Origin of the sequence: Turicibacter sp., assembly GCF_017941855.1 — a bacterium.
Taxonomy (GTDB): domain Bacteria; phylum Bacillota_I; class Bacilli_A; order MOL361; family Turicibacteraceae; genus Turicibacter; species Turicibacter sanguinis.
In genome coordinates this window covers 1-20,394 of the sequence record NZ_JAGAVR010000009.1, presented here as the reverse complement: position 1 = coordinate 20,394, position 20,394 = coordinate 1, and the positions used below count along the sequence as shown (strand labels likewise).

21 protein-coding genes are annotated in these 20,394 nt (G+C 31.9%); 5 read left to right on the top strand and 16 right to left on the bottom strand.

Features of this window, described 5'->3' with window-relative positions; translation table 11 throughout:
- Nucleotides 1-133: 133 nt before the first annotated feature.
- From J6D32_RS01645 to J6D32_RS01635, 3 genes are all read right to left on the bottom strand, one after another.
- The gene (locus tag J6D32_RS01645; protein ID WP_009606882.1) at nt 134-991 is read right to left on the bottom strand and encodes a class I SAM-dependent methyltransferase; all 858 of its coding nucleotides are present in this window, start codon (nt 989-991) and stop codon (nt 134-136) included.
- A 28-nt stretch (nt 992-1,019) separates the two neighbouring features.
- The gene (locus tag J6D32_RS01640; protein ID WP_287467213.1) at nt 1,020-1,901 is read right to left on the bottom strand and encodes a hypothetical protein; all 882 of its coding nucleotides are present in this window, start codon (nt 1,899-1,901) and stop codon (nt 1,020-1,022) included.
- Between the two features lie 419 nt (nt 1,902-2,320).
- Nucleotides 2,321-2,812 (bottom strand): lecithin retinol acyltransferase family protein, encoded by a 492-nt coding sequence (locus tag J6D32_RS01635; RefSeq protein ID WP_006783678.1) that lies wholly within the window; start codon nt 2,810-2,812, stop codon nt 2,321-2,323.
- 146 nt (nt 2,813-2,958) lie between these two features.
- Between J6D32_RS01635 and J6D32_RS01630 the strand changes: the two genes are divergently transcribed.
- Nucleotides 2,959-3,249 carry a hypothetical protein gene (locus J6D32_RS01630; RefSeq protein WP_006783677.1) on the top strand — a complete coding sequence of 97 codons (291 nt, stop codon included), beginning with the start codon at nt 2,959-2,961 and terminating at the stop codon, nt 3,247-3,249.
- Nucleotides 3,250-3,288: 39 nt separating this feature from the next.
- On the opposite strand, the gene J6D32_RS01625 is transcribed toward J6D32_RS01630, so the two are convergent.
- Entirely contained in the window at nt 3,289-4,071 is a 783-nt protein-coding gene (locus J6D32_RS01625) for a tyrosine-protein phosphatase (protein ID WP_006783676.1), read from the bottom strand.
- Between the two features lie 171 nt (nt 4,072-4,242).
- Between J6D32_RS01625 and J6D32_RS01620 the strand changes: the two genes are divergently transcribed.
- Together J6D32_RS01620 and J6D32_RS01615 are read left to right on the top strand one after the other, a co-directional pair.
- Nucleotides 4,243-4,494, top strand: a complete 252-nt coding sequence (locus tag J6D32_RS01620; RefSeq protein WP_009606879.1) for a hypothetical protein — start codon at nt 4,243-4,245, stop codon at nt 4,492-4,494.
- Nucleotides 4,495-4,614: 120 nt separating this feature from the next.
- Nucleotides 4,615-5,118 carry a hypothetical protein gene (locus tag J6D32_RS01615; RefSeq protein WP_006783674.1) on the top strand — a complete coding sequence of 168 codons (504 nt, stop codon included), beginning with the start codon at nt 4,615-4,617 and terminating at the stop codon, nt 5,116-5,118.
- Between the two features lie 35 nt (nt 5,119-5,153).
- Here the strand turns inward: J6D32_RS01615 and J6D32_RS01610 are convergent, their stop codons facing one another.
- The 6 genes from J6D32_RS01610 to J6D32_RS01585 all read right to left on the bottom strand — a co-directional run bounded on the left by J6D32_RS01610 (nt 5,154) and on the right by J6D32_RS01585 (nt 11,707).
- Entirely contained in the window at nt 5,154-5,708 is a 555-nt protein-coding gene (locus J6D32_RS01610; protein ID WP_006784897.1) for a class D sortase, read from the bottom strand.
- A 58-nt stretch (nt 5,709-5,766) separates the two neighbouring features.
- Complete coding sequence (locus tag J6D32_RS01605; protein WP_006784896.1) at nt 5,767-7,419, bottom strand: hypothetical protein; 1,653 nt, start codon at nt 7,417-7,419, stop codon at nt 5,767-5,769.
- A 617-nt stretch (nt 7,420-8,036) separates the two neighbouring features.
- On the bottom strand, nt 8,037-9,017 hold the full coding sequence (locus tag J6D32_RS01600) for a siderophore ABC transporter substrate-binding protein (protein ID WP_006784895.1): 981 nt from the start codon (nt 9,015-9,017) through the stop codon (nt 8,037-8,039).
- Nucleotides 9,018-9,055: 38 nt separating this feature from the next.
- Nucleotides 9,056-9,811: an iron ABC transporter ATP-binding protein gene (locus J6D32_RS01595; RefSeq protein ID WP_006784894.1), complete on the bottom strand. Its 756-nt coding sequence runs from the start codon at nt 9,809-9,811 to the stop codon at nt 9,056-9,058.
- Complete coding sequence (locus tag J6D32_RS01590) at nt 9,808-10,758, bottom strand: iron chelate uptake ABC transporter family permease subunit (RefSeq protein ID WP_006784893.1); 951 nt, start codon at nt 10,756-10,758, stop codon at nt 9,808-9,810. Before J6D32_RS01590 ends, J6D32_RS01595 begins: the two co-directional genes overlap by 4 nt.
- A complete protein-coding gene (locus tag J6D32_RS01585; protein WP_269146103.1) occupies nt 10,745-11,707 on the bottom strand; it encodes an ABC transporter permease in 963 nt (320 codons plus the stop codon). The genes J6D32_RS01590 and J6D32_RS01585 overlap by 14 nt, the downstream gene beginning before the upstream one ends.
- 216 nt (nt 11,708-11,923) lie before the next feature.
- On the opposite strand from J6D32_RS01585, the gene J6D32_RS01580 reads away from it, so the two are divergent.
- On the top strand, nt 11,924-12,283 hold the full coding sequence (locus J6D32_RS01580; protein ID WP_006784891.1) for a helix-turn-helix domain-containing protein: 360 nt from the start codon (nt 11,924-11,926) through the stop codon (nt 12,281-12,283).
- 33 nt (nt 12,284-12,316) lie between these two features.
- On the opposite strand, the gene J6D32_RS01575 is transcribed toward J6D32_RS01580, so the two are convergent.
- Nucleotides 12,317-13,597 (bottom strand): alkaline phosphatase family protein, encoded by a 1,281-nt coding sequence (locus J6D32_RS01575; protein ID WP_006784890.1) that lies wholly within the window; start codon nt 13,595-13,597, stop codon nt 12,317-12,319.
- Nucleotides 13,598-13,761: 164 nt separating this feature from the next.
- Here J6D32_RS01575 and J6D32_RS01570 point away from each other — a divergent pair, with 164 nt between their 5' ends.
- A complete protein-coding gene (locus tag J6D32_RS01570) occupies nt 13,762-13,947 on the top strand; it encodes a hypothetical protein (RefSeq protein WP_006784889.1) in 186 nt (61 codons plus the stop codon).
- A 43-nt stretch (nt 13,948-13,990) separates the two neighbouring features.
- On the opposite strand, the gene J6D32_RS01565 is transcribed toward J6D32_RS01570, so the two are convergent.
- From J6D32_RS01565 to tilS, 5 genes are all read right to left on the bottom strand, one after another.
- The gene (locus J6D32_RS01565) at nt 13,991-14,290 is read right to left on the bottom strand and encodes a CAAX protease family protein (RefSeq protein WP_006784888.1); all 300 of its coding nucleotides are present in this window, start codon (nt 14,288-14,290) and stop codon (nt 13,991-13,993) included.
- Between the two features lie 17 nt (nt 14,291-14,307).
- A complete protein-coding gene (gene hslO, locus J6D32_RS01560) occupies nt 14,308-15,183 on the bottom strand; it encodes an Hsp33 family molecular chaperone HslO (protein WP_006784887.1) in 876 nt (291 codons plus the stop codon).
- Between the two features lie 187 nt (nt 15,184-15,370).
- Nucleotides 15,371-17,404 (bottom strand): ATP-dependent zinc metalloprotease FtsH, encoded by a 2,034-nt coding sequence (gene ftsH, locus J6D32_RS01555; protein WP_006784886.1) that lies wholly within the window; start codon nt 17,402-17,404, stop codon nt 15,371-15,373.
- Between the two features lie 15 nt (nt 17,405-17,419).
- Nucleotides 17,420-17,968 (bottom strand): hypoxanthine phosphoribosyltransferase, encoded by a 549-nt coding sequence (gene hpt, locus J6D32_RS01550; RefSeq protein WP_240060463.1) that lies wholly within the window; start codon nt 17,966-17,968, stop codon nt 17,420-17,422.
- Nucleotides 17,952-19,331, bottom strand: a complete 1,380-nt coding sequence (tilS, locus tag J6D32_RS01545) for a tRNA lysidine(34) synthetase TilS (RefSeq protein WP_006784884.1) — start codon at nt 19,329-19,331, stop codon at nt 17,952-17,954. The genes hpt and tilS overlap by 17 nt, the downstream gene beginning before the upstream one ends.
- Between the last annotated feature and the right edge of the window lie 1,063 nt (nt 19,332-20,394).

Below are 20,394 nucleotides of genomic sequence, written 5' to 3'. Positions count from 1 at the left end.
CTTAATAGTTACATAAAAAGTCATTTTAATACAATTTTAGACTCTTTTCCATGTAATATCCTATCAGATATCCTACTAAGGATAAAGCATTTTATCATTAATTTTCCAACAAATTAAAAAAGCTCCAAAATGTTTAATGACACTTTTGAGCTTTTTTATTACAAATCATAATTTTATGCCCTGGATTGAGATAAATCGGTCCATATTTTTCAAGATAACGAGTTAAAAACAAAGTAAACTCCGCTATACGATGTCTTTTTACAATCAAATCAATAAAATTTAAATTTTTAGCTGCAATTAATAAATTTATTAAAACATCTGCTTCATAAATTCCTGAATTATTATTATAATTTATGATTTCAATACTTTCAAATTTCTTTTCTAAAAATGACTCCACTTCATATCGTTCTAATCCAGTAGGATCCATTTGAATATCTAAACTTGAGTCAAACTGATACAATAACTGATTCATTATATTTGTAAGTTGATTATTATCAATAAAGAAATAACAAGTACCATTTGGTTCAACCACTCGACAACATTCTTCAATCATTATAAGTTGATCACTTAGACTACATTCCTCAAAATCAATACGAGAAATGACTTTATTAAAACTATTATCATCAAACTTTAAACGCTTATAATCAACTAACTCAACTGGATAATTAATATTTCTTGATTTTAGATTTTGCTGTGAAATCCGAACATTAACTAAAAGATTCTCCCCTAATGTAATAGGTGCATATGATTTTAACTTCTCCACATTTTGACACCATAGAACGCCAAAAGAACAACCTAAATCTAAAACAGTAGTGTCTACCTTTAAATTTAGATAATCAAAAAAGCTACGACTAATCCATCTTTGATGTTGTCCAGAATTAAAATACTTCATTTTTAACTTATAATATTGTTCATTCAATGGATGTAGATTAATGATAGAAGATTTATTATTAAATTTAAAATGAGATGTTACCCTACGTACTAACTCCACCCTATACTACCTCGATCTTATCTTAAATTTAGACAGCTAATTTTAAACTACATTTATTTTTACCTATGATGAGATTTACACGACGCTTAATTAAAATTCCACCATCTTCTTTTATTTTGTTCAATAAAAATGTTCTAAATTTTGATAATCCAGATTCGGAAATGATAAGTTTCAAACTATCAAATTCACGTTCTGATAATAAATATCCGATTAAGTCATCAACATTCGTTATCCACCAGTCAGATTTAAAATACTCGACTTTAACCTCTGAAAAAATCGGTTTAAAAAAATCATGTACTTTATCGACATTTACGATTTGAAATTGACTCCAATCTAAACCACTAGCTAATCGTGAATCATACTCTATTAATAGTTCATAAATAGAATCATAATATTCCGCTGAAAGATTGGAGAAATAAAGAACCCCATCGTCTTTTAGAACTCGTAATCCTTCAGATAAAAAACTCATCCTTACGTCTTCAGGTATCAAACTAAATGATGAATTACTAAATATAATAGAATGATTCGGTAAGTTTAACTTACTTTTCGTTGAAAGACTTACTTTAAGGTTCGATACAATATTTTTTATAGCTGTTTTAAAATGAATCATCCCACCAAAATACTGATCTAAAACATAAACGTTTTGAAATTTACTGAAAACCTCTTTATGCTTCATCAAAGCTAGACCACTAATATCAATAAACTCAATAGCATTTTTATTTTTATTAGGATTCACATTTTCATTTACCCACTGAAGATAATCCAGTGATGAAGTTGCATATTTCTCCATCATATAAACTAAATCATATTTTCGACGATAACTGCAATTTTGAACATTAGAAGACTTTGTAAAAAAAGGTACCAACATTTTGTTCTTCATACTAAAATTAAATAGATTGTTCGCAATCACGAATTATTCCCCTCCTTAGTGACTTCGTTTACGATAAGTTATCCACTTCTTATCAACAAAACCAAAAAATCTATGTGGATAAGAAACACATACCTTAAAATATGGTAATATCAATTATCATTAGCTATATTTCATCTTTATTATCTATTAATATCCACAAGACTGTGTATAAATCTATTCTAACATATTGTGGAAAAAAATAAATATCTTTGTTCCTGTTTTTTACATTTTTCTGATATTTCGATAAAATTCTCACTTTTTAAAAATAACATTTTAGAGTATTTTGTCTTTTTTTACACACTGTCGACACCTAATTGTCGAAAAATTATTTATCTTATCCCCTAATTTCAACTTTAAGCTGTTGATAATATCCACAATAAAAAAAGATAGTGGATTTTCCACTACCTATCACATTATAGTCACTCTATTTTTTTACCACTACGACACCAACGCACAAAATGTTCACAATTATTTGTAATCAAATTATATTTTTCTTCCCCTAATCGACTAACAGCCCTGACCATTACTTCTTCCCTTGAATAAGTTATTTTACTTTGAACAATAAAAATAGGCATCCCCTTTGCAAACTGTTCTAAAGTCACAATACAAATTCGATTAAAATCATAATGAATAACAAGTCCAAGACCAAGATAAAGTCCATGATGAGTATACGGCGTTGGTTTATATCGAGTGACGCATATATGATCAGCACAATCTAAATTATATTTAGAAGGAACATAGCGTTGATTAGCCCTTAAGTTAAAATCACTATCAATTTTATTCCCTATTGTTCGTCCTATCCGTTCTACCTGTTCGACTGCATCTACAATTTTATGATACTTAGGTGAACTCCCTTCAGTCTCTTTTTTAGAGTTTTTTCTGTTTTTTCTTCGTCTATCGTCAGTCTTCACGTTATCACCACCATTTACATCGTTACTATAGTGTATGAATAACTAAAATCACTTGTGACTTTTAAGAAAAACTATGAATATTGCAGATACTAATCGCATATATATTGATATAAATTATTTAAAAATATTAAAAAGGGGGGACCTTTGTGAAATTTCAACTTGTTGATCCTTCATACTGTGTCACAACTGATTTAACCTATCATAAACATGCGATTCGCGAAGGAATCCACGTCCTATATCCAAACGCAACAATTAATATCCACCGATATTATTTTGAAATTGAGGATGAATCGACTGAAATCATTAAAGACTTACCGTTAATTAATGAAGAAATTGCAGCAAGAGATCCTTATCTAAAATCCCTCTTCAAAGACTATCCAACGAAGCAGAACAATGAAATTACACTCTCATCTTTTCTATTTAAAGATGCCAACTAAATATAAAAAAAACGTAGATTTTTTCTACGTTTTTCTTTTCTATCTTTTAAATTTACTAAATAAACTCTTAAAAAATCCTGATTTTTGAACCTCAATAGGCATAACCACTTCAATTAACTCATTATTATAAACCTTTAACGGATTTTCAATGAATAACTCACGTGCTTTATCACCACTTAATCGGGTGATTTCATCTAATGCTTTTCTTACCTTAGGTGCACGGTTTCTTGGTGTATGAGCATCTGTTGCAACAAAATGAATCATATGATGTTCAATTAACGTGATCACAGTTTTTTGAACGCGTTCTCCAAAAAATCCCCGAATACTTCCGACATTTGCCTGACATAAAACACCTAAATTCAAAAACTTTAACAATATATTAGGATCCTCCATAATCATTGGATAACGTTCCGGATGCGCAAGAATCGGAGTCAACCCCATTAATCTTAATTCATAAAAAACATCCTCAGCATAAAGTGGGATATCATTCATCGGGAATTCAACTAAAATATACTGCCCATTATTAAGTGTACTAACCTCGCCAGATTCAACTAATTTCGGTAAATCCGGAGTTAAATAAATTTCCTGACCGACTGCAAGTGATAAAGCAATATTCTCTTTTTTTAAAACATTATTCACTTCGTCTACAAGCTGTTGAACCTGCTCCTTATTAGCATAATCACTATACTGGATATAGTGTGGTGTTGCAATAATATGATAAATCCCTTCACTTACCGCAATACGTGCCATTTCTAAAGTTTCATCCATAGATTTTGCACCATCATCAATTCCAGGTAAAATATGACAATGAATATCAATCATAAACTATCCCCCTAATAACCAAATTATTATATTATTTATTTTATCTCATCTATTTTGAACAAACAATTAATATTACCTTTAAAATCTTTCCCTTTATGTGACCTATATCACATTTTTATCTCACTATATCTGATATAATACTCTTAACTAGATATGAAAGGGATGAATGATATGAGTGAAATGATTTCAATGAAATGTGGTTGTGAATTTGAAAATGGTCAAGCCGTAGCAGATAAAGTGCGTATGAAAGGATTTGCTGATAAAGAAATGCCAACACCAGCAACTATTAACTGTTCTTGTGGAGAAACATACACTAAATTAAAATTAGTTGATCAGTGTCCAAACTGTAACATGACATATGCCGTTACACCATGTTCTGCTGATGATCATCAATATATCGTTCCAGCTGGATTAAACTATTAAGATCATTAAACCCCATCAATTATAAATTTATAATTGATGGGGTTATTTTTTATTTTCTTGAATAATTAGGAAGAACCGTTAAATACTATGAAAGAAATCGACATGAAAGGAAGATTCAGAATGAAACGTTTAATGGTTATGTTTATGATTGGGTTATGTTTAGTTGCTTGTTCAAACAATAAATCAACAACGACAACAACAGAGAACAATACAACTCAAAATACGCCAACAACAACTACTACAGAGGATAAACAAATTAAATATGTAAGTGACTTAGGATTTAAAAATGTTACTAATGTTAACGGAAGTAAGTACTACCAAACCTATACACTTGATGAAGCAACAGCTGCACAAGGCGATGTCTATAATCAATGGTTATATACATGGGTAGAACCAAGTGAATATGTTGGGAAAACAGTTGATGTTTATCAATATACAGGAACAAAAGATAACAAAGATTATGATATTTATTTACTAATGAGCGGAGACAAAGAAATCGGTGGTTACTACTATGAAAAAGGAAAAGATATGTCTTCTGCAACAATTTTAGATAATTCAGTAACTGCCCGTATCGCATCTGACTTCCAAGCAACATGGGATAAGTTATTTAATATTCAAAAATAAAATAAAAAAATCCTCAGATTAATCTGAGGATTTTTTTACTCTATTAAACTAGCTTTCACAACATATCTTTCAGGTGTTGGCCCCATATAAACAAACGGATAACAAGTCACTAATGTAATCATTGATCTATCTGATGACTCGTAAATCCAATCATCATCTGGATCAACAATCTGAATATCTTGTATCTCATAAGTCAAGGTATTATCTAATGTCTCAATTGTAATTAACTCTCCAACCTCAACATGTTTTAAATTCCAAAAAATTTCTTCTCGGTGGCCGTAAAGTACTGAATTACCCACATCACCAATCATAGATGTGTCGTCATCTATTCCTACCCCTTTTGTCAAAATCGCATCAGATGTTCCAACACGGATTGGCAATAACTTGTCAAATGAAGCAATCTGCATCATCCCAACAATACTTTGATCGACATTCTCATTCGATGTTTCTTCCTTAGGAGTATTTTTTAATTCCTCCCATTGTTCCACCGATTCTTTAACTCCTTTATTCATCTCAATTAATGGATAAATTCCTATACCTAAACAAACTACACCAATCAAAATCAATAAAATTGGTATTATCTTCTTCATCACTTCTACACCTCTAACGCAAAGGAGAAGCACGTTAGTAGCGCCTCTCCTTTTATGATTACTGAACGTAATTTAAATTATCAAATGAAACAATTGTTTTTGTCTGATTATTTGCGTCAATATACTCAATCTCAACTACGTCACCTTCGCGGGTAATAGCTAACTCCGGTGAGATAGTGCTTGCTCCCATCAATAATAAATTAGTTTGATCTTTTAAAATAATCGTATAATAAGTATTTCCATCACTTTGACTCATTCCAAAACGCTCAACAGTCCCCTTAATTGACTTACGTTCTCCTGATGCAAGATTTGAAAAATCACCTTTTCCAAACATCAACTTCGTATAATTAGCACGAGCCTCACTTAATGTTTCACCTGTACCAACCATCGAATAATCTTTTACATTAACAAATGCATATTGCTTAACTAAACCTTGGTTATCCTTTAACGTCATAAAATACGTTGGTTCATTTTCAATATTTAATAACAATGGGAAACTCGCAGAATATGACATTTGTTGAACTTTTCCTTCTGCTGAACGCATCGCTGCAATCTCAGTTGCACCTGCAATTTTATAGAACTTTGTTTCCTTCGTTCTCGTATTCGATAACATAAATCCAACCGTTGATTCATCAGAGCTAGCTGAAGTCATACCAGTATAGAAATACCACTCTCCATCGACATACATATAATTACTTCCCTGAGTTGCTTGAATAATCCCTTTTTTAGCAAATAATGTATTGAAGAATCCGTTTGTATACCACCCCCAGTCATTAATTTGATTAATCACAAATGATTGTGGTTGGATACGGTCAATCCATGTTGGTGCCTCTTCAGTTGAATATTTATGAGTCTCTCCAGTTTGCGCATCAACCACTACTACTCCAGTCGCATCAGATCCACCATTAATTCCGACTTTCTTAGTATAAGTTGTCACAACCCAATAAGGGCGTCCTGAATCATCTAATTCAAATGAGAAATCAGTCAATCCTTCAAACATATTTCCTTCAAAATATACCTTACGTTTAATATCATCATTAAAGAATGCCGAAGGTAAGTACTTTAAGTGAATTGGGTTTCCTTCTGCATCTTCTTGAACTAAACGTACATCCTGAGCATCAGTCGCTGAAACCATTATATATCCAGGGGTCCCCTCATGATTAGCAAACCACTTAATAATATCAATATGTTCAAGAGGTGCTACCCAGAATAACTCGTCATTCATACTAATTAACGTATAATCCCCAACATAAACCTGAGACCCCAAACCAACATCTTCTCCAAGCTTTTTCTCACCTAAACGGCGAGCATAATCTTCATCAACTGTTGGAATCTTAGATAAATCAACTGATGGAATCTCTTCAACAAATTCTTTTGTCTCCACATTACCAATTAAATCGTGATATTGTTTGCTCCAAAAAATAGGTAATGATGATAACTGATATCCAAAATAAATGATAATCATCGTCAGTAAAACAAACTTAATTTTTGAACCTGGAAAACTAATGGGATGTCCTTTAGCTATATCTTGAAAAATATAACGTACATCTTCATAAAAATAAGCAATAATTGCAATAATTAATAACCCGTAGAATAATCCAAATCCTTCTTCAAATCTAATATTTAAAGGTACTAATAATACATAATCCGCAATTAAAAATAAAACAATCAACGGAATAATTGTAACTAAAATATTACGTAATCTTTTCACATTATTCACTCCATTATTTAATAAGACGTATAAAAATTATTAATGTAATTATATCAAATCATGATATTTATTACCACACTTTCCCCTTACTACTATCATTTAGAAAACGACACCCTTCATCGCTTAATCTAGTAAAACCACTAAAATTCTTCATCACACTCTATATTATTAAAAGACTTTGAATGGTAGTCTTCAAAATTCACGACAAATAAAAAATCCTCGAAGTTTACCTCGAGGAAGATAATCAGAAAACACTTGGTGGAGATAGTGATAGAATTTGAAGTCTTTTTAGAATCTACGCCGCAAATCATAGATTCCAAATTTAGTTTTATTTATATTTGAGGAGTACAAAACTAATCTATAGGGAATAAGTATTCTTAAAAAATACTTGAATGACTTCCAAATTTCTATAGGTGATAAATTCGATGAAAACTCATGACAATTTTCATCAAAACTGACACTATCCTGTCATTAAATGACCATGTTTCCTAACACGTATATTATACTATAATTTTACATATTTTTGTGAATTTTTTTAAAAAGTTTGTGATTTTTTTATTTTTGTAATTAAATTTAATAAAAAAATAAGGTGAAATACTCACCTTATTTGCAAATTATTATTTTAACGCAGCACTAATTTCATCAATCATCATATTTGTTGAAGTAAATCCACCACTCGCTGTATACCAAATCCCAGCATTTAAATAAACAATGTGATCATTTACACTTGCATTTGTTGCATGAATTAATTCATTATCTAATAAAGCCGCAGCCGTTGATTCTCCTCCAATCGCAGCCCCACGATCAACAACAAATAGATAATCTGGGTTAACTTCTAAAACATATTCAAATGAAACATTTTGTCCATGTGTTGATACTTCAATATTTTCATCAGCTGGAATAAATCCAAATGTATTGTGGATGATTCCAAAACGAGAAACTTGACCATAAGCACTTACAGAACCATCATTAACTAACGTAATTAAAGCATTAGCTCCTGTTGCCGTTACAGCTTCATTTAAAGTCGCAACTGATTCCTCAATTTTAGCTAATTCTTCTGTAACAAACTCTTCTTTTTCAAAGATTTGACCTAAAACTATCATATTTTCTTTGAATGATTCTAAATAATTCTCATTATCAATTCCCATGGAAATAGTTGGCGCAATTTTTGATAATTCTTCATAGTAATCAGATTGACGTCCAGAAATAATAATTAAATCTGGTTGCATTTCATAAACAGCTTCTAAATCTACTTCTTTTAAAGAACCTGCATTAGCATATTCAGAACCATCAAATTTTGATAAATGTTCTGGCATTGAACTTGATTGTGGAACTCCTGTAATTTCAACCCCCATGTAATCTAATGAATCTAAAATTCCGTAATCGAAAACAACAACATTTTCTGGGTTAATTTCAACTTCTGTTTTCCCTAAGTCATGTTCAATTATTAAAGTTGTTGCTACTTCTTTATTTTCAGTTGATTTTACTTCTTCAGATACAGCTGTATCTTCTGCCGGTGCTTCCATTGCAGGTGCCTGTGAGCATCCTACCATTCCCATTGCCAAAACGGCCATCATTACTAATAAATTTTTCTTCATTTTTCTTTTCCACCTTTTCTTATATATTTAATCCTAGCCTAGTAATACACACAGATTTTTTTGTTATTAATCTCTTTAACTTCAAAATCCATATCATATAACTCGCTTAATGTTGATGCCTGCATAATTTCATCTACTGTTCCGCAAACCGAAATTTCACCGTTTTGCAAAGCAATAATTTCATCTGAATAACATGATGCAAAATTAATATCATGAATCACAATAATAACTGTTTTACCAAGCTCATCTGTAATACGACGTAACATCTTCATAATTTGCACACTATGCTTCATATCAAGATTATTTAAAGGTTCATCAAGTAAAATATAGTCAGTATCTTGTGCCAACACCATTCCGATAAAAGCGCGTTGCCTTTGGCCCCCACTTAACTCCTCTAAAAACTTATCCTGAATATCCTCAAGTTGCATATAATGAAGCGCCTCGTCAATCTTAGCTTGATCGACTTCCGTTAAATTACCTTGACTGTGTGGGAAGCGACCGAACGCGACTAAATCTCGAATTGTAAGTCGGACGCTTAAATGATTACTTTGCTTAAGTATCGCCAGGACTTTAGCTAATTCATTTGTTTTCCACTGTGATAACTCTTTTCCATCAATAAAGACTTCACCAGAATCTCTTTTCAACAAACGACTCATCATTCCTAATACGGTACTTTTCCCAGCACCATTTGGTCCGATAAATGAGGTAATCTTTCCCCTCTTAATTTGAAAAGAGACATCATTTACGACAGCTTTTGAACCATATTTCTTTGAAATATTTTTCACCTCAATCATACGCGCTCCTCCTTTAACAGAACATAAATAAAGTAAATCCCACCGACAAAGTTAATAATAACCCCAATTGTTGTACTAAATTGGAACACTCTCTCAACTAAGAACTGACCTCCAATTAACGATACAATACTAATTAATATTGCACCTGGAATTAAAACACTATGACGATAATCTTTAAATAATTGATAAGAGAGATTGGTTACCAGTAATCCTAAAAACGTAATAGGTCCTACAAGTGCTGTTGAAACAGCAACTAAAATTGAAACAACAACCAATAATTTTCGAACAATCTTATCGTAATCAATACCTAAATTAATCGCATGTTCACGCCCTAAAGATAAAACATCTAATCGCTTCATATCTTTAAATGCCCATAAAAATGTAACAACTATTGTTAAAAATGAAATCATTAATAAAGATGATTTAACATTATTAAAACTTGCAAACATTTTATCTTGAACGATTAAAAATTCATTTGGATCCATCACCATTTGCATAAATGAAGATAAACTACTAAATAAGGTTCCAAAAATCATTCCGAGCATTAGTAAGAAGAATAAATTCTGATTTTCCTGCTTGAACATAATACGAAATAATACTAACGAAAACAGAACCATTAAAATTCCAGCTAAAATAAAGTTAACATTCGAACCAATTAAAGCAACATTTGCTGATCCAAAAATAAAGACAATGACAGTTTGTAACATTGTATATAAGGAATCCAACCCAAGAACACTGGGCGTTAAAATCCGATTATTAGTAACTGTTTGAAAGATAACTGAGGATACTGCAATTCCCCCACCTGTTAACATAATCGCAATTAACTTTGGAATTCGTCTTGACAAAGCATATTGATAAGAATTCGGATTTAATCCGTATGCTAAATATAATACGCTAAAGCCAATCGCTAAAATGAGTAGGATACTAAAAAACTTACGACGTTGCATTTGATTTCCTCCTCATAATTAAAAATAAGAAGATAATGCTTCCAATGACACCTACCGTTAATCCAATCGTAACTTCGTATGGATAAATAACTAATCTACCAATCAAATCACAGATTAGTAAGAACAATGCTCCTAAAATAGCAGTATGACCTAAACTATTTTTTAGATTATCGCCTAAGTATAATGACACAATGTTAGGAACAATGAGGCCGATAAATGGGATAGCTCCAATAGTAATGACGATAACTGATGTAATTAAAGCAACAATCGTTAATCCAATATTCACAATCCACTTATGATTAAGACCTAAATTTGTTGAAAAATCTTCTCCCATTCCTGCGATTGTAAATTTATTAGCATATAAAAATGCAACGATAATAAGTGGAATACTTAAATAAATAAGCTCGAAATTTCCTTTCATCACATTTGTAAAATTTCCTTGAGCCCAAGATGAAATATTTTGGACTAAATCAAACTGATAGGCAATAAACGTTGTAATGGAGTTAACAACATTCCCAAGCATCATCCCGATTAAAGGGATAAATAAACTATTTTGAAATTTAATTTGCTTTAATATTCCCATGAATAAGAATGTTCCTGCTAAAGAACAAATAAAAGAAAAAAACATTTTATGTAGCGGAGATGCTCCAGCAAAGAATAACATAGCGATAAGCATTCCTAATTTAGCAAAATCGATTGTGGCAGCAGTCGTTGGAGAAACAAATTTATTTCGTGTTAATTGCTGCATAATTAAACCACAAATACTCATTCCAACCCCCGCAACTAATATACTTAGCAATCTCGGAATACGACTCACAAATAAAATAAATAATTGATCAATGTCTCCATTGATAACTGAATCTAACGTAACATTACTTGCTCCAACAAATACTGAAACAATAGACAGTATTAACAATAGAATTAATAAATATCGCTTCTTCAAATTCATACCTCTTCCCCGTTGTCAACATATTTACTCTCAATAAATTCTATGTTATAATTAATCCAACTTAATTGATAATTATTATCATTTGTTTTTATTATAACAGTTAACCAAGTAACATTCTTAACTATGTTTAGATTTTTATAACTATATTTAGGTTTTAGCCTTTTTATTGATAATAATTATTATTATCTTTTTATTTTTTTATATGGAGGGAAAAAAATGAACGATACAAACAAAAATAAAGCTCCAAATTCCGGTCTTTATGGCCCACAAGTTTTAGCATATATCTCAAATAATTACGATCGAAACTTAGTTTTAGAAGACGTTGCTAGCTACTTTCATCTTAATAAATGCTATTTTTGTTCTGTTTTAAAAAAGGAATTGGGGAAAACTTTCTCACAAGTTGTTAATGAAATTAGAATTGAAAATAGTAAACCACTACTCGAGGAAGGAAGATTATCAACCCTTGAAGTTGCATTAACAGTTGGATTTAATAATCAAAACTATTTCAATATGACATTCAAAAAAATAACAGGGATGACACCCCTACAATATCGTCGAATTGCAAATCAAAAATAAAAAAGGTCAAAGCACAAGCTTTGACCTTTTTTATTAATCTACTAATAATTCACGAAGTACACGTCCATCTGCTTCAGGCATTTCAAATCCTAAAATAGCTGCACATGTTGGAGCAATATCCACAACTTTAGCAACTGAGATTTCTTTTCCTTCAAGTACCCCTGGACCACTTAAAATTAAACATGGTTGCTCCCCTTTACTTGGGATATGTCCATGTGTACCACGACTTACACGATAATCATCATTCATAATTGGATTTTGATAATCAGCTAATAGATTCCATCCAAATGCGGCTCCTTCTTTAGCTTCTAATACAAATGTAAACTCTCCATTTAAACGATACGTTTTATTAACTTCCTCACGCGTAAAAATATGCTCAATATGTAATAAATCACGATTTTCGTTTAATAACTGATAAACCTTTTGAACCATTTCTTCATCTTTAGGATTTTTTAAATAAACTTGAGCAGATACAGCACTAGATTGGATATAAGCTTCCCAATCTGTCATTTTTCCATTCTCATCTACTGTTAATAATCCATTTTCAATTAATAATTTATTCGCATTAATATTCATATCCACATCAACTTGTCCATGATCTGAACAGAAAACAAACGTTGTTTTTTCATATAAATCATTTGCTTTTAAAGCATTTACAACGATTGCTAACATATCATCTAAATATTTATACGCATCTACTAATTTTTCAGATAATACCCCGTGTGAATGACGATAATGATCTGGTAATGTCATATGCATTAACATTACATCTGGTTGATATTTATTAATAACATATTCTGTTGCTTTTGCAGAAAATTTATCTGTTGAATAATAATTTGGTAACGTCCATGCTTCCGCACAATAGTCCCACATTTCCTGTGTTAAAACATCATTTGAATTTTTACGAATTTCAGATTCTTGTTCTTCTTTAGGATAATGAATTCCAGCACGTTGAACAACATAATCAACATTTGCTCCTACTAATGTTGGCCAACTATTAATAAATGCTGAATAACCATTTTCTTGAGCTAGTTCAGGTAGAATTTGAGCTTTATTTTGTGAACGTAACTCATACCAAGGTGCATTATTAACTAATGGTGTAAATACCTCATTTGTGATAATTCCATGTTTATTAGGATAAGTTCCTGAAACAATCGATGCATGAGCTGTATAAGTCATTGATGGATATACTGTCTCAACTGATTTTACAATTGATGCTTTTTTTAAAATTGGTCCAAACGTTGGTAACTGTTTTAAAATTTCAATATCTTTACCAATCATCGCATCTAATGACATCAATAATAATTTCTTCATATCATCCACGCCCTTTCTTTGCTGTCCTCAGATATAAAATAACTTTATTAATATGATGACATAATTTTGTATAAATGTCCAATATTTCTGCTCACGCCTTCCTTAGTCCACACGTATAGTAATATTGAGCTCAATCTCGACAAAAGCGATAAGGAGTGACACTGATGAAAGTATTAAATACTATTCTTATCATTTGTGGTTTATTATTATTTTACATCGGACTTCAAGCAGATACCCAAGCTCCTTCAAACTCTTCTGATTTTTCAAGCCTAAGATATCAGCTTGAACAAGGTAATATTGATCTCCGCCCTAATATCATTAAAGTTATTGATGAATTCTATCCGATGTAATAAAAAAATCCATTATTTCAAAATGAAATAATGGATTTTAATTTTATCCAAAAATAATTTTATAAATAACGTAAAACCAACCAAGTAATCCATGAATAATCGCCCATAAAATAGAGTGATGTGCTGTGTAAGAGATAACAACTGCAAGCATCATTCCTAAATTATAGCTTTTTCCTAGAACCGACATCATTCCCTTTCTTAGTTCATGTCGATAATCGTTTCTTAATTCTTGGCGAAGCTCTTCTTTAAGTTCCTCACGCCAATAATCCTTTTGTGAAGATGTACTTCCATCACTAATAACTTCACCTTCAACTACTTCAATATTATCTTCATAGCGATTCATATTAATTCATCCTTTAATTACTTTACTCGTTCTTTTAAAGCTTCTAATTCTTCAGCAGTAAATTGATAACGTTCCATACAGAAATGACAAACTGCCTCCGCACCGTGATCTTCATCAATCATCGCTTGGATTTCATTTTCTCCTAAACTAATAATTCCATTTTCAAATTTATCTTTTGAACATTTACATTCAAAATGAACATCATGACGATCTAAAATACGAACATTTTCCGAACCAAAAATCGTTTCTAAAATTTGTTCAGGAGTAAGACCTCCATCAATCATTTGAGAAACAGGTTTAATATTAGATAAAGCAGTTTCTAACTTCACTAATGTTTCTTCTGTAGCTCCTGGCATTACTTGAATAATAAATCCTCCAGCTGCTTTAACTGAGTTATCTGGTTCAACTAAAACCCCTACGCCAACAGCAGATGGAACTTGTTCAGATACTGCAAAATAATACGTAAAGTCATCACCAATTTCACCTGATTGTAACGGAACTTGTCCTGTGAAATAATCTTTTAATCCTAAATCCTTTGTCACTGATAACTGCCCATCAGTTCCAACAGCCATCCCTACATTTAATTTTCCTGAATTATATTGGAAGTGTACTTCTGGATTCGTAACATATCCACGTACAATACCTTTTGAGTCTGCATCTACAATAATTGAACCGATTGGTCCATTTCCATTAATACGAATAGTAATTGTTTCTTCACCTTTTAACTGGCTTCCCATCATAGCAGCAACCGTTAAAGTTCTACCAAGAGCAGCCGAAGCAGTTGGCCAGCAACCGTGACGACGACGTCCTTCTTCAACTAAATTTGTTGAACTTACAGCAAATGCACGAATTTGATCATCAAATGCTAATGCTTTAACTAAATAATCTTTCATTTAATGTGCCTCCTTGTTGTCTCTTTTATTTCTTAGGAAATCATTTTTATGTTGTCTATGATAACAAAAATACACTTATTTTTCTACTCATTATTGTCAGTATTAATTTTATATTGAGCTAATAGGAAAAATTTATTTACATCATCTCATAAAAAAACCGTTTCTCTAATGAGAAACGATTTTTTTATTATAACTCTTCAATTGGAGGTAATTCATCCTTTGAATGAGTTAATGTTGATTTTAATTGATAATTATTATTTTCACGCACTAATTTGAAATTAGCTTGTTTTTTATCATCTTTATTAGAGCTACTAATTGTATAAGCTGTTGTTTCTAAGTGACCTTTTTCAACTAACTCATCAATTTGTTCTTTCGTTAATGTTTCATACTCTAACAATGTTTCAGCGATTAATTTTACTAAATCTTGATTTTGCTCAAGAACCTTGCGACAACGTTCATAACATTCACTAATAATCTCATGAATTGCCTCATCAATTTGACGTGCTAAATGATCAGAGAAGTTCTTATCTTTATTATAGTCACGTCCTAAGAATACATTTCCACTACGTTGTTCGTATTGGATAGGCCCTAATTTACTCATCCCGTATTCAGTAACCATCGCACGTGCAATAGCAGTTGCTTTTTGGAAGTCATTATGAGCTCCCGTTGTTACCTGGTGGAACGTTAACTCTTCTGAGACACGTCCAGCTAATAATCCAGTAATACGGTCTAATAAATCTTGTTTAGTTTGTAAATAAGTTTCCTCTTCAGGAAGCATTAAAGCATATCCTCCCGCTTCTCCACGAGGAATAATTGTAACTTTATGTACAATCTCTGCATTTTCAAGTTTTAATCCAACAACAGCATGTCCTGCTTCATGATAAGCAACAACACGTCGTTCTTTTGGTGAGAATACTTTTGATTTTTTAGCAGGTCCCATCATAACGCGATCCGTTGCTTCATCGACATCACGCATTTGAATTTCTTTACGATTTTCACGAGCTGCTAATAAAGCAGATTCATTTAATAAGTTTTCAAGATCCGCTCCACTAAATCCTGGTGTACGTCTTGCAATATCTTCTAAACGTACTTCAGGTGCTAAACGTTTATTACGTGCATGCACTTTTAAGATTGCTTCACGTCCTTTAACATCTGGACGACCAATTGTAATTTGACGGTCAAAACGTCCTGGTCGTAATAAAGCCGGATCTAAAACGTCTGGACGGTTAGTTGCAGCCATTACGATAATACCTGAATTTGGACCAAATCCGTCCATCTCAACAAGTAACTGATTTAATGTTTGTTCACGTTCATCGTGTCCTCCACCCATACCAGCTCCACGTTGACGCCCTACTGCATCAATCTCATCGATAAAGATAATACAAGGCGCTGTTTTCTTCGCAGTTTGGAACATATCGCGTACACGACTTGCCCCTACCCCTACGAACATTTCAACGAAATCAGAACCTGAAATTGAGTAGAAAGGTACTCCAGCTTCTCCTGCAACTGCACGAGCTAATAACGTTTTACCTGTACCTGGAGGCCCTACTAATAAAATACCTTTTGGAACACGTGCTCCCATTTCATTATACTTAGCTGGACTTTTTAAGAAATCGACAACCTCAACCAATTCTTCTTTCTCTTCATCATTTCCAGCAACATCTTCGAACGAGATTCCTTCTTGTTTAGATAATTTAGCACGGCTCTTACCAAAATCAAACGCCTTATTATTCCCTCGTTGTGCTGATTTAAACATAAACATGATGACACCTAGGAATAAAACAGTTATTAACGCGTAAGAAAGGAATGACCATATCTTACCTACACTTGAAGCTAATTTATTATTAATTTCAATGTTATTTGATAATGCTAAATCATAAATACGTGACAATTCCGAATTTGGAACATTTGCAGTATAGATAGTTTTCTTTCCATCTACCATCATTTCACCTTGAACAGACCACATATTTTGATTGTCTTCACCATCTACTGGTTGAACATATAATGAAACAATTTTTCCTGATTCTAAATCACTTAATAATTGTTCATAACGTGGCTCTTCAATTTTCTGTGTTTCCTGTGGAATAAATAAGAAACCATATAACCCTAAAACAATGATAAATAGAATAAAGTAGATTCCAATACTTTGTGGACCTTTTTTATTAAAACTACTTTTCTTTTTCATGCTTTTAATTTTATCTTTTGGATTAATTGGCGGCATCTTCGCACCTCTTTCTTAATTCATGTAGACTTCTTCTTTAAGAATTCCTACATATGGTAAATTTCTATAATACTCATCATAATCTAATCCATAACCAACAACAAAGGCTTTTGGAATTGTAAATCCAATGTATTTTGGTTCCATTACAACTACTCGACCTTCTGGTTTATCCAACATTGTTACTACTTCAACACTTGCAGCTCCGCGATGTTTTAAAAGTGCGATAACTTTATCTAAAGTAAATCCTGTATCTACAATGTCTTCAACAATAATGATATGACGTCCCTCTACTGAGATATCAATATCTTTTAAAATCTTAACTTGTCCAGTTGAAGCGGTTCCCCCATGATAACTAGAAACATCCATAAACTCAATTTGAACTGGAATATTCATGCACTTCATTAAATCTCCGATAAACGGAACAGATCCTTTTAATAACCCTAATAAAACCGGTTTTTTATCCGCATAGTCGATTTCTAATTGCTTCGCTAATTCTGCAGCTTTAGCTTCGATTTGTTCAGTTGTTAATAAAATTTCTTTAATATCGTTATGCATCTTCTTCATTCCCTCCGAGGTGACAATAATCAATTGTAATCGTTTTACCATTTAAATGTTGTTGACAATAAGATGATTTTTTTAAAAGTGGAATCCAGATAATTCGATCATTCGAATCTGTAATAATCGGCCATGTATCTCTTAAATGTTTGGGAACTCTACATTCAATCATAATTTCTTTAATTTTTTTCGTTCCATGTCCGTTCATTAGAGTGATACGATCACCTGGTTTGCGTGTTCTAACCTTTAAAGGTAATTCTATTTCATTATAACACAAATCAACTTTATTAATGCAAGATTTTTCCGTTTTTTCATCGACTTTGTTCTCCCTTATACACAAAGTAGAACCTTGAGGTAAGACAAGCGTAGAATCTACATCTAAAATCATCTCATATGGCTCTATTTCATCAAGCATTGTAGAGAATTGTACTATATCATAGGCTATAACACAACAAATTTGATTAGGTAACGTCACGCTCAAATTAGGTTTTGAACTCTGCATAACTGACAGTACTTCTTCAATATGTACAGTTTGAATATCCTTTATCATAAACTGCTGAAGAATTCGTTTAATCAATCGTCTTGATAAGCTTTTAGGAAGGCTATTTATAAAACTTCTTGAAACTTTAAATACTCCCTTAATTTCAGAAACTTCATTCATTAATTGATCAACCTGTAAATTAAAAAACGCTTCATCTTCACTTAACTGCTCACTAATGCTTCGAGAATGTTCATAAACAGAAAAAGTTTCTTCTGCTAAAGCTGGAATAATATATTTTCGAATTCGATTACGAGTATACACATCGCTTTGATTTGATTCATCCTCTCTGTACTCAATTCTAGACTCACTACAATACTTGTAAATATCATCTTTTGTTACCTCGATTAATGGTCTAATTATTTTCAATCCGCAATACTCCACTATCGGTTCTATTCCAATTAAACCACTAACTGTACTATGATATAAAAGTCTATAAATTTGTGTTTCTAAATGATCATCGGCATGATGCGCTGTCACAATACAATCTGCTTTATAATTAGCAGCAACTCTTTTAAAAAAGTTATATCTTTCTCTTCTCGCATATTCATGAAAATTTTCATTAGTTAAACACTTAGGTAAATAATAAACCTCATAATCTAATCCATTTTCTAATGCTATTTTGTTAACTAGAACCTCGTCTAAATCTGAGTTTTCACGCTTCTTGTGATTCACATGAGCTACAACTAAATGAAGGTTATACAGTTCTTTAATTTCGACTAGCAAATTTAGTAATGCCATTGAATCTGCCCCGCCTGAAACTGCGACAACAACTGATTTATTTTTCTCCAATAAATTGTATTTTTTTATCGTCCTTAATATAACCTTTTTCATTTAATTCTATTTCTCCTTGCCCTTTAAAAAACGCTTATTATCTATTATATCCATTTTGAGGTAAAAAAAAAGCATTCCCCTTACTTTCATACACTTTTTCTTAATATCCTCCAAACAACAAAAAATCAGATCCTAGATAGAATCTGATTTTTAAATTTATAATGAGCTCATTATTACAAATTAAACTTCAACAAATGACATGATTCGCGACTATCACATCATTCAAACCGGTCCCTTTACATATTCGGAACCTTCGAATACGCCCCTGTATCCGAAATAACGATTTACAAAATCGTGGATAATATTCAATTGTTTGTCCGAACACGTCCCTACTCTAGTAGGACACTTCCATCATAAAATGGTTTTAAAATTGGATGAACACATAAAACTTTTTAAAAAAATATAAATCTTACTTAAAAACAAATAATTTTCAATGAGATTTCTATTATAACTACTTATATGGTGCCAGCCATAAAATAGTCAACCAATCTCCAATTTATAATAAATAATCAATTACTTTATTAAGGCTAGTAACCTGACCCTTGAACCTAGTACCCTACTAAAATTAATTTGTCGTTGTATAAGTTAATAACTTAACTAATATAATTCAAATAAATATTTAAAATTTATATCACTATTTTAGGAAAGTGACCATCCTTACATATTTTTGATTACACACTCATTGTCACTGTTTAGGTCAGCAACTTACCTCGCACACTTTGATCTACACACACAATTTTAACTTACTGAATTTTACACACACTCGTTGTCACTGTTTTAGGTCGGCAACTTACCTCCCATACTTTCATCTACACACAATTTTAATTTACTAGATTTTACACACACTCGTTGTCATTGTTTTAGGCCCATGACCTGCCTCGCACACTTTAATTTACACACACACTTTTAACTTACTGGATTTTACACACACTTGTTGTCATTGTTTTAGGCCCATGACCTGCCTCGCACACTTTAATCTACACACACAATTTTAACTTACTGGATTTTACACACACTTGTTGTCATTGTTTTAGGCCCATGACCTGCCTCGCACACTTTAATC

What these genes read in the sequence shown, in the direction of transcription:
- J6D32_RS01625 (WP_006783676.1), bottom strand. Translation starts at nt 4,071, where the DNA reads ATGATTGATATTCATTGTCATATTTTACCTGGAATTGATGATGGTGCA.
- J6D32_RS01620 (WP_009606879.1), top strand. Translation starts at nt 4,243, where the DNA reads ATGAGTGAAATGATTTCAATGAAATGTGGTTGTGAATTTGAAAATGGT.
- J6D32_RS01615 (WP_006783674.1), top strand. Translation starts at nt 4,615, where the DNA reads ATGAAACGTTTAATGGTTATGTTTATGATTGGGTTATGTTTAGTTGCT.
- J6D32_RS01610 (WP_006784897.1), bottom strand. Translation starts at nt 5,708, where the DNA reads ATGAAGAAGATAATACCAATTTTATTGATTTTGATTGGTGTAGTTTGT.
- J6D32_RS01600 (WP_006784895.1), bottom strand. Translation starts at nt 9,017, where the DNA reads ATGAAGAAAAATTTATTAGTAATGATGGCCGTTTTGGCAATGGGAATG.
- J6D32_RS01595 (WP_006784894.1), bottom strand. Translation starts at nt 9,811, where the DNA reads ATGATTGAGGTGAAAAATATTTCAAAGAAATATGGTTCAAAAGCTGTC.
- J6D32_RS01590 (WP_006784893.1), bottom strand. Translation starts at nt 10,758, where the DNA reads ATGCAACGTCGTAAGTTTTTTAGTATCCTACTCATTTTAGCGATTGGC.
- J6D32_RS01585 (WP_269146103.1), bottom strand. Translation starts at nt 11,707, where the DNA reads ATGAATTTGAAGAAGCGATATTTATTAATTCTATTGTTAATACTGTCT.
- J6D32_RS01580 (WP_006784891.1), top strand. Translation starts at nt 11,924, where the DNA reads ATGAACGATACAAACAAAAATAAAGCTCCAAATTCCGGTCTTTATGGC.
- J6D32_RS01575 (WP_006784890.1), bottom strand. Translation starts at nt 13,597, where the DNA reads ATGAAGAAATTATTATTGATGTCATTAGATGCGATGATTGGTAAAGAT.
- J6D32_RS01570 (WP_006784889.1), top strand. Translation starts at nt 13,762, where the DNA reads ATGAAAGTATTAAATACTATTCTTATCATTTGTGGTTTATTATTATTT.
- J6D32_RS01565 (WP_006784888.1), bottom strand. Translation starts at nt 14,290, where the DNA reads ATGAATCGCTATGAAGATAATATTGAAGTAGTTGAAGGTGAAGTTATT.
- hslO (WP_006784887.1), bottom strand. Translation starts at nt 15,183, where the DNA reads ATGAAAGATTATTTAGTTAAAGCATTAGCATTTGATGATCAAATTCGT.
- ftsH (WP_006784886.1), bottom strand. Translation starts at nt 17,404, where the DNA reads ATGCCGCCAATTAATCCAAAAGATAAAATTAAAAGCATGAAAAAGAAA.
- hpt (WP_240060463.1), bottom strand. Translation starts at nt 17,968, where the DNA reads ATGAAGAAGATGCATAACGATATTAAAGAAATTTTATTAACAACTGAA.
- tilS (WP_006784884.1), bottom strand. Translation starts at nt 19,331, where the DNA reads ATGAAAAAGGTTATATTAAGGACGATAAAAAAATACAATTTATTGGAG.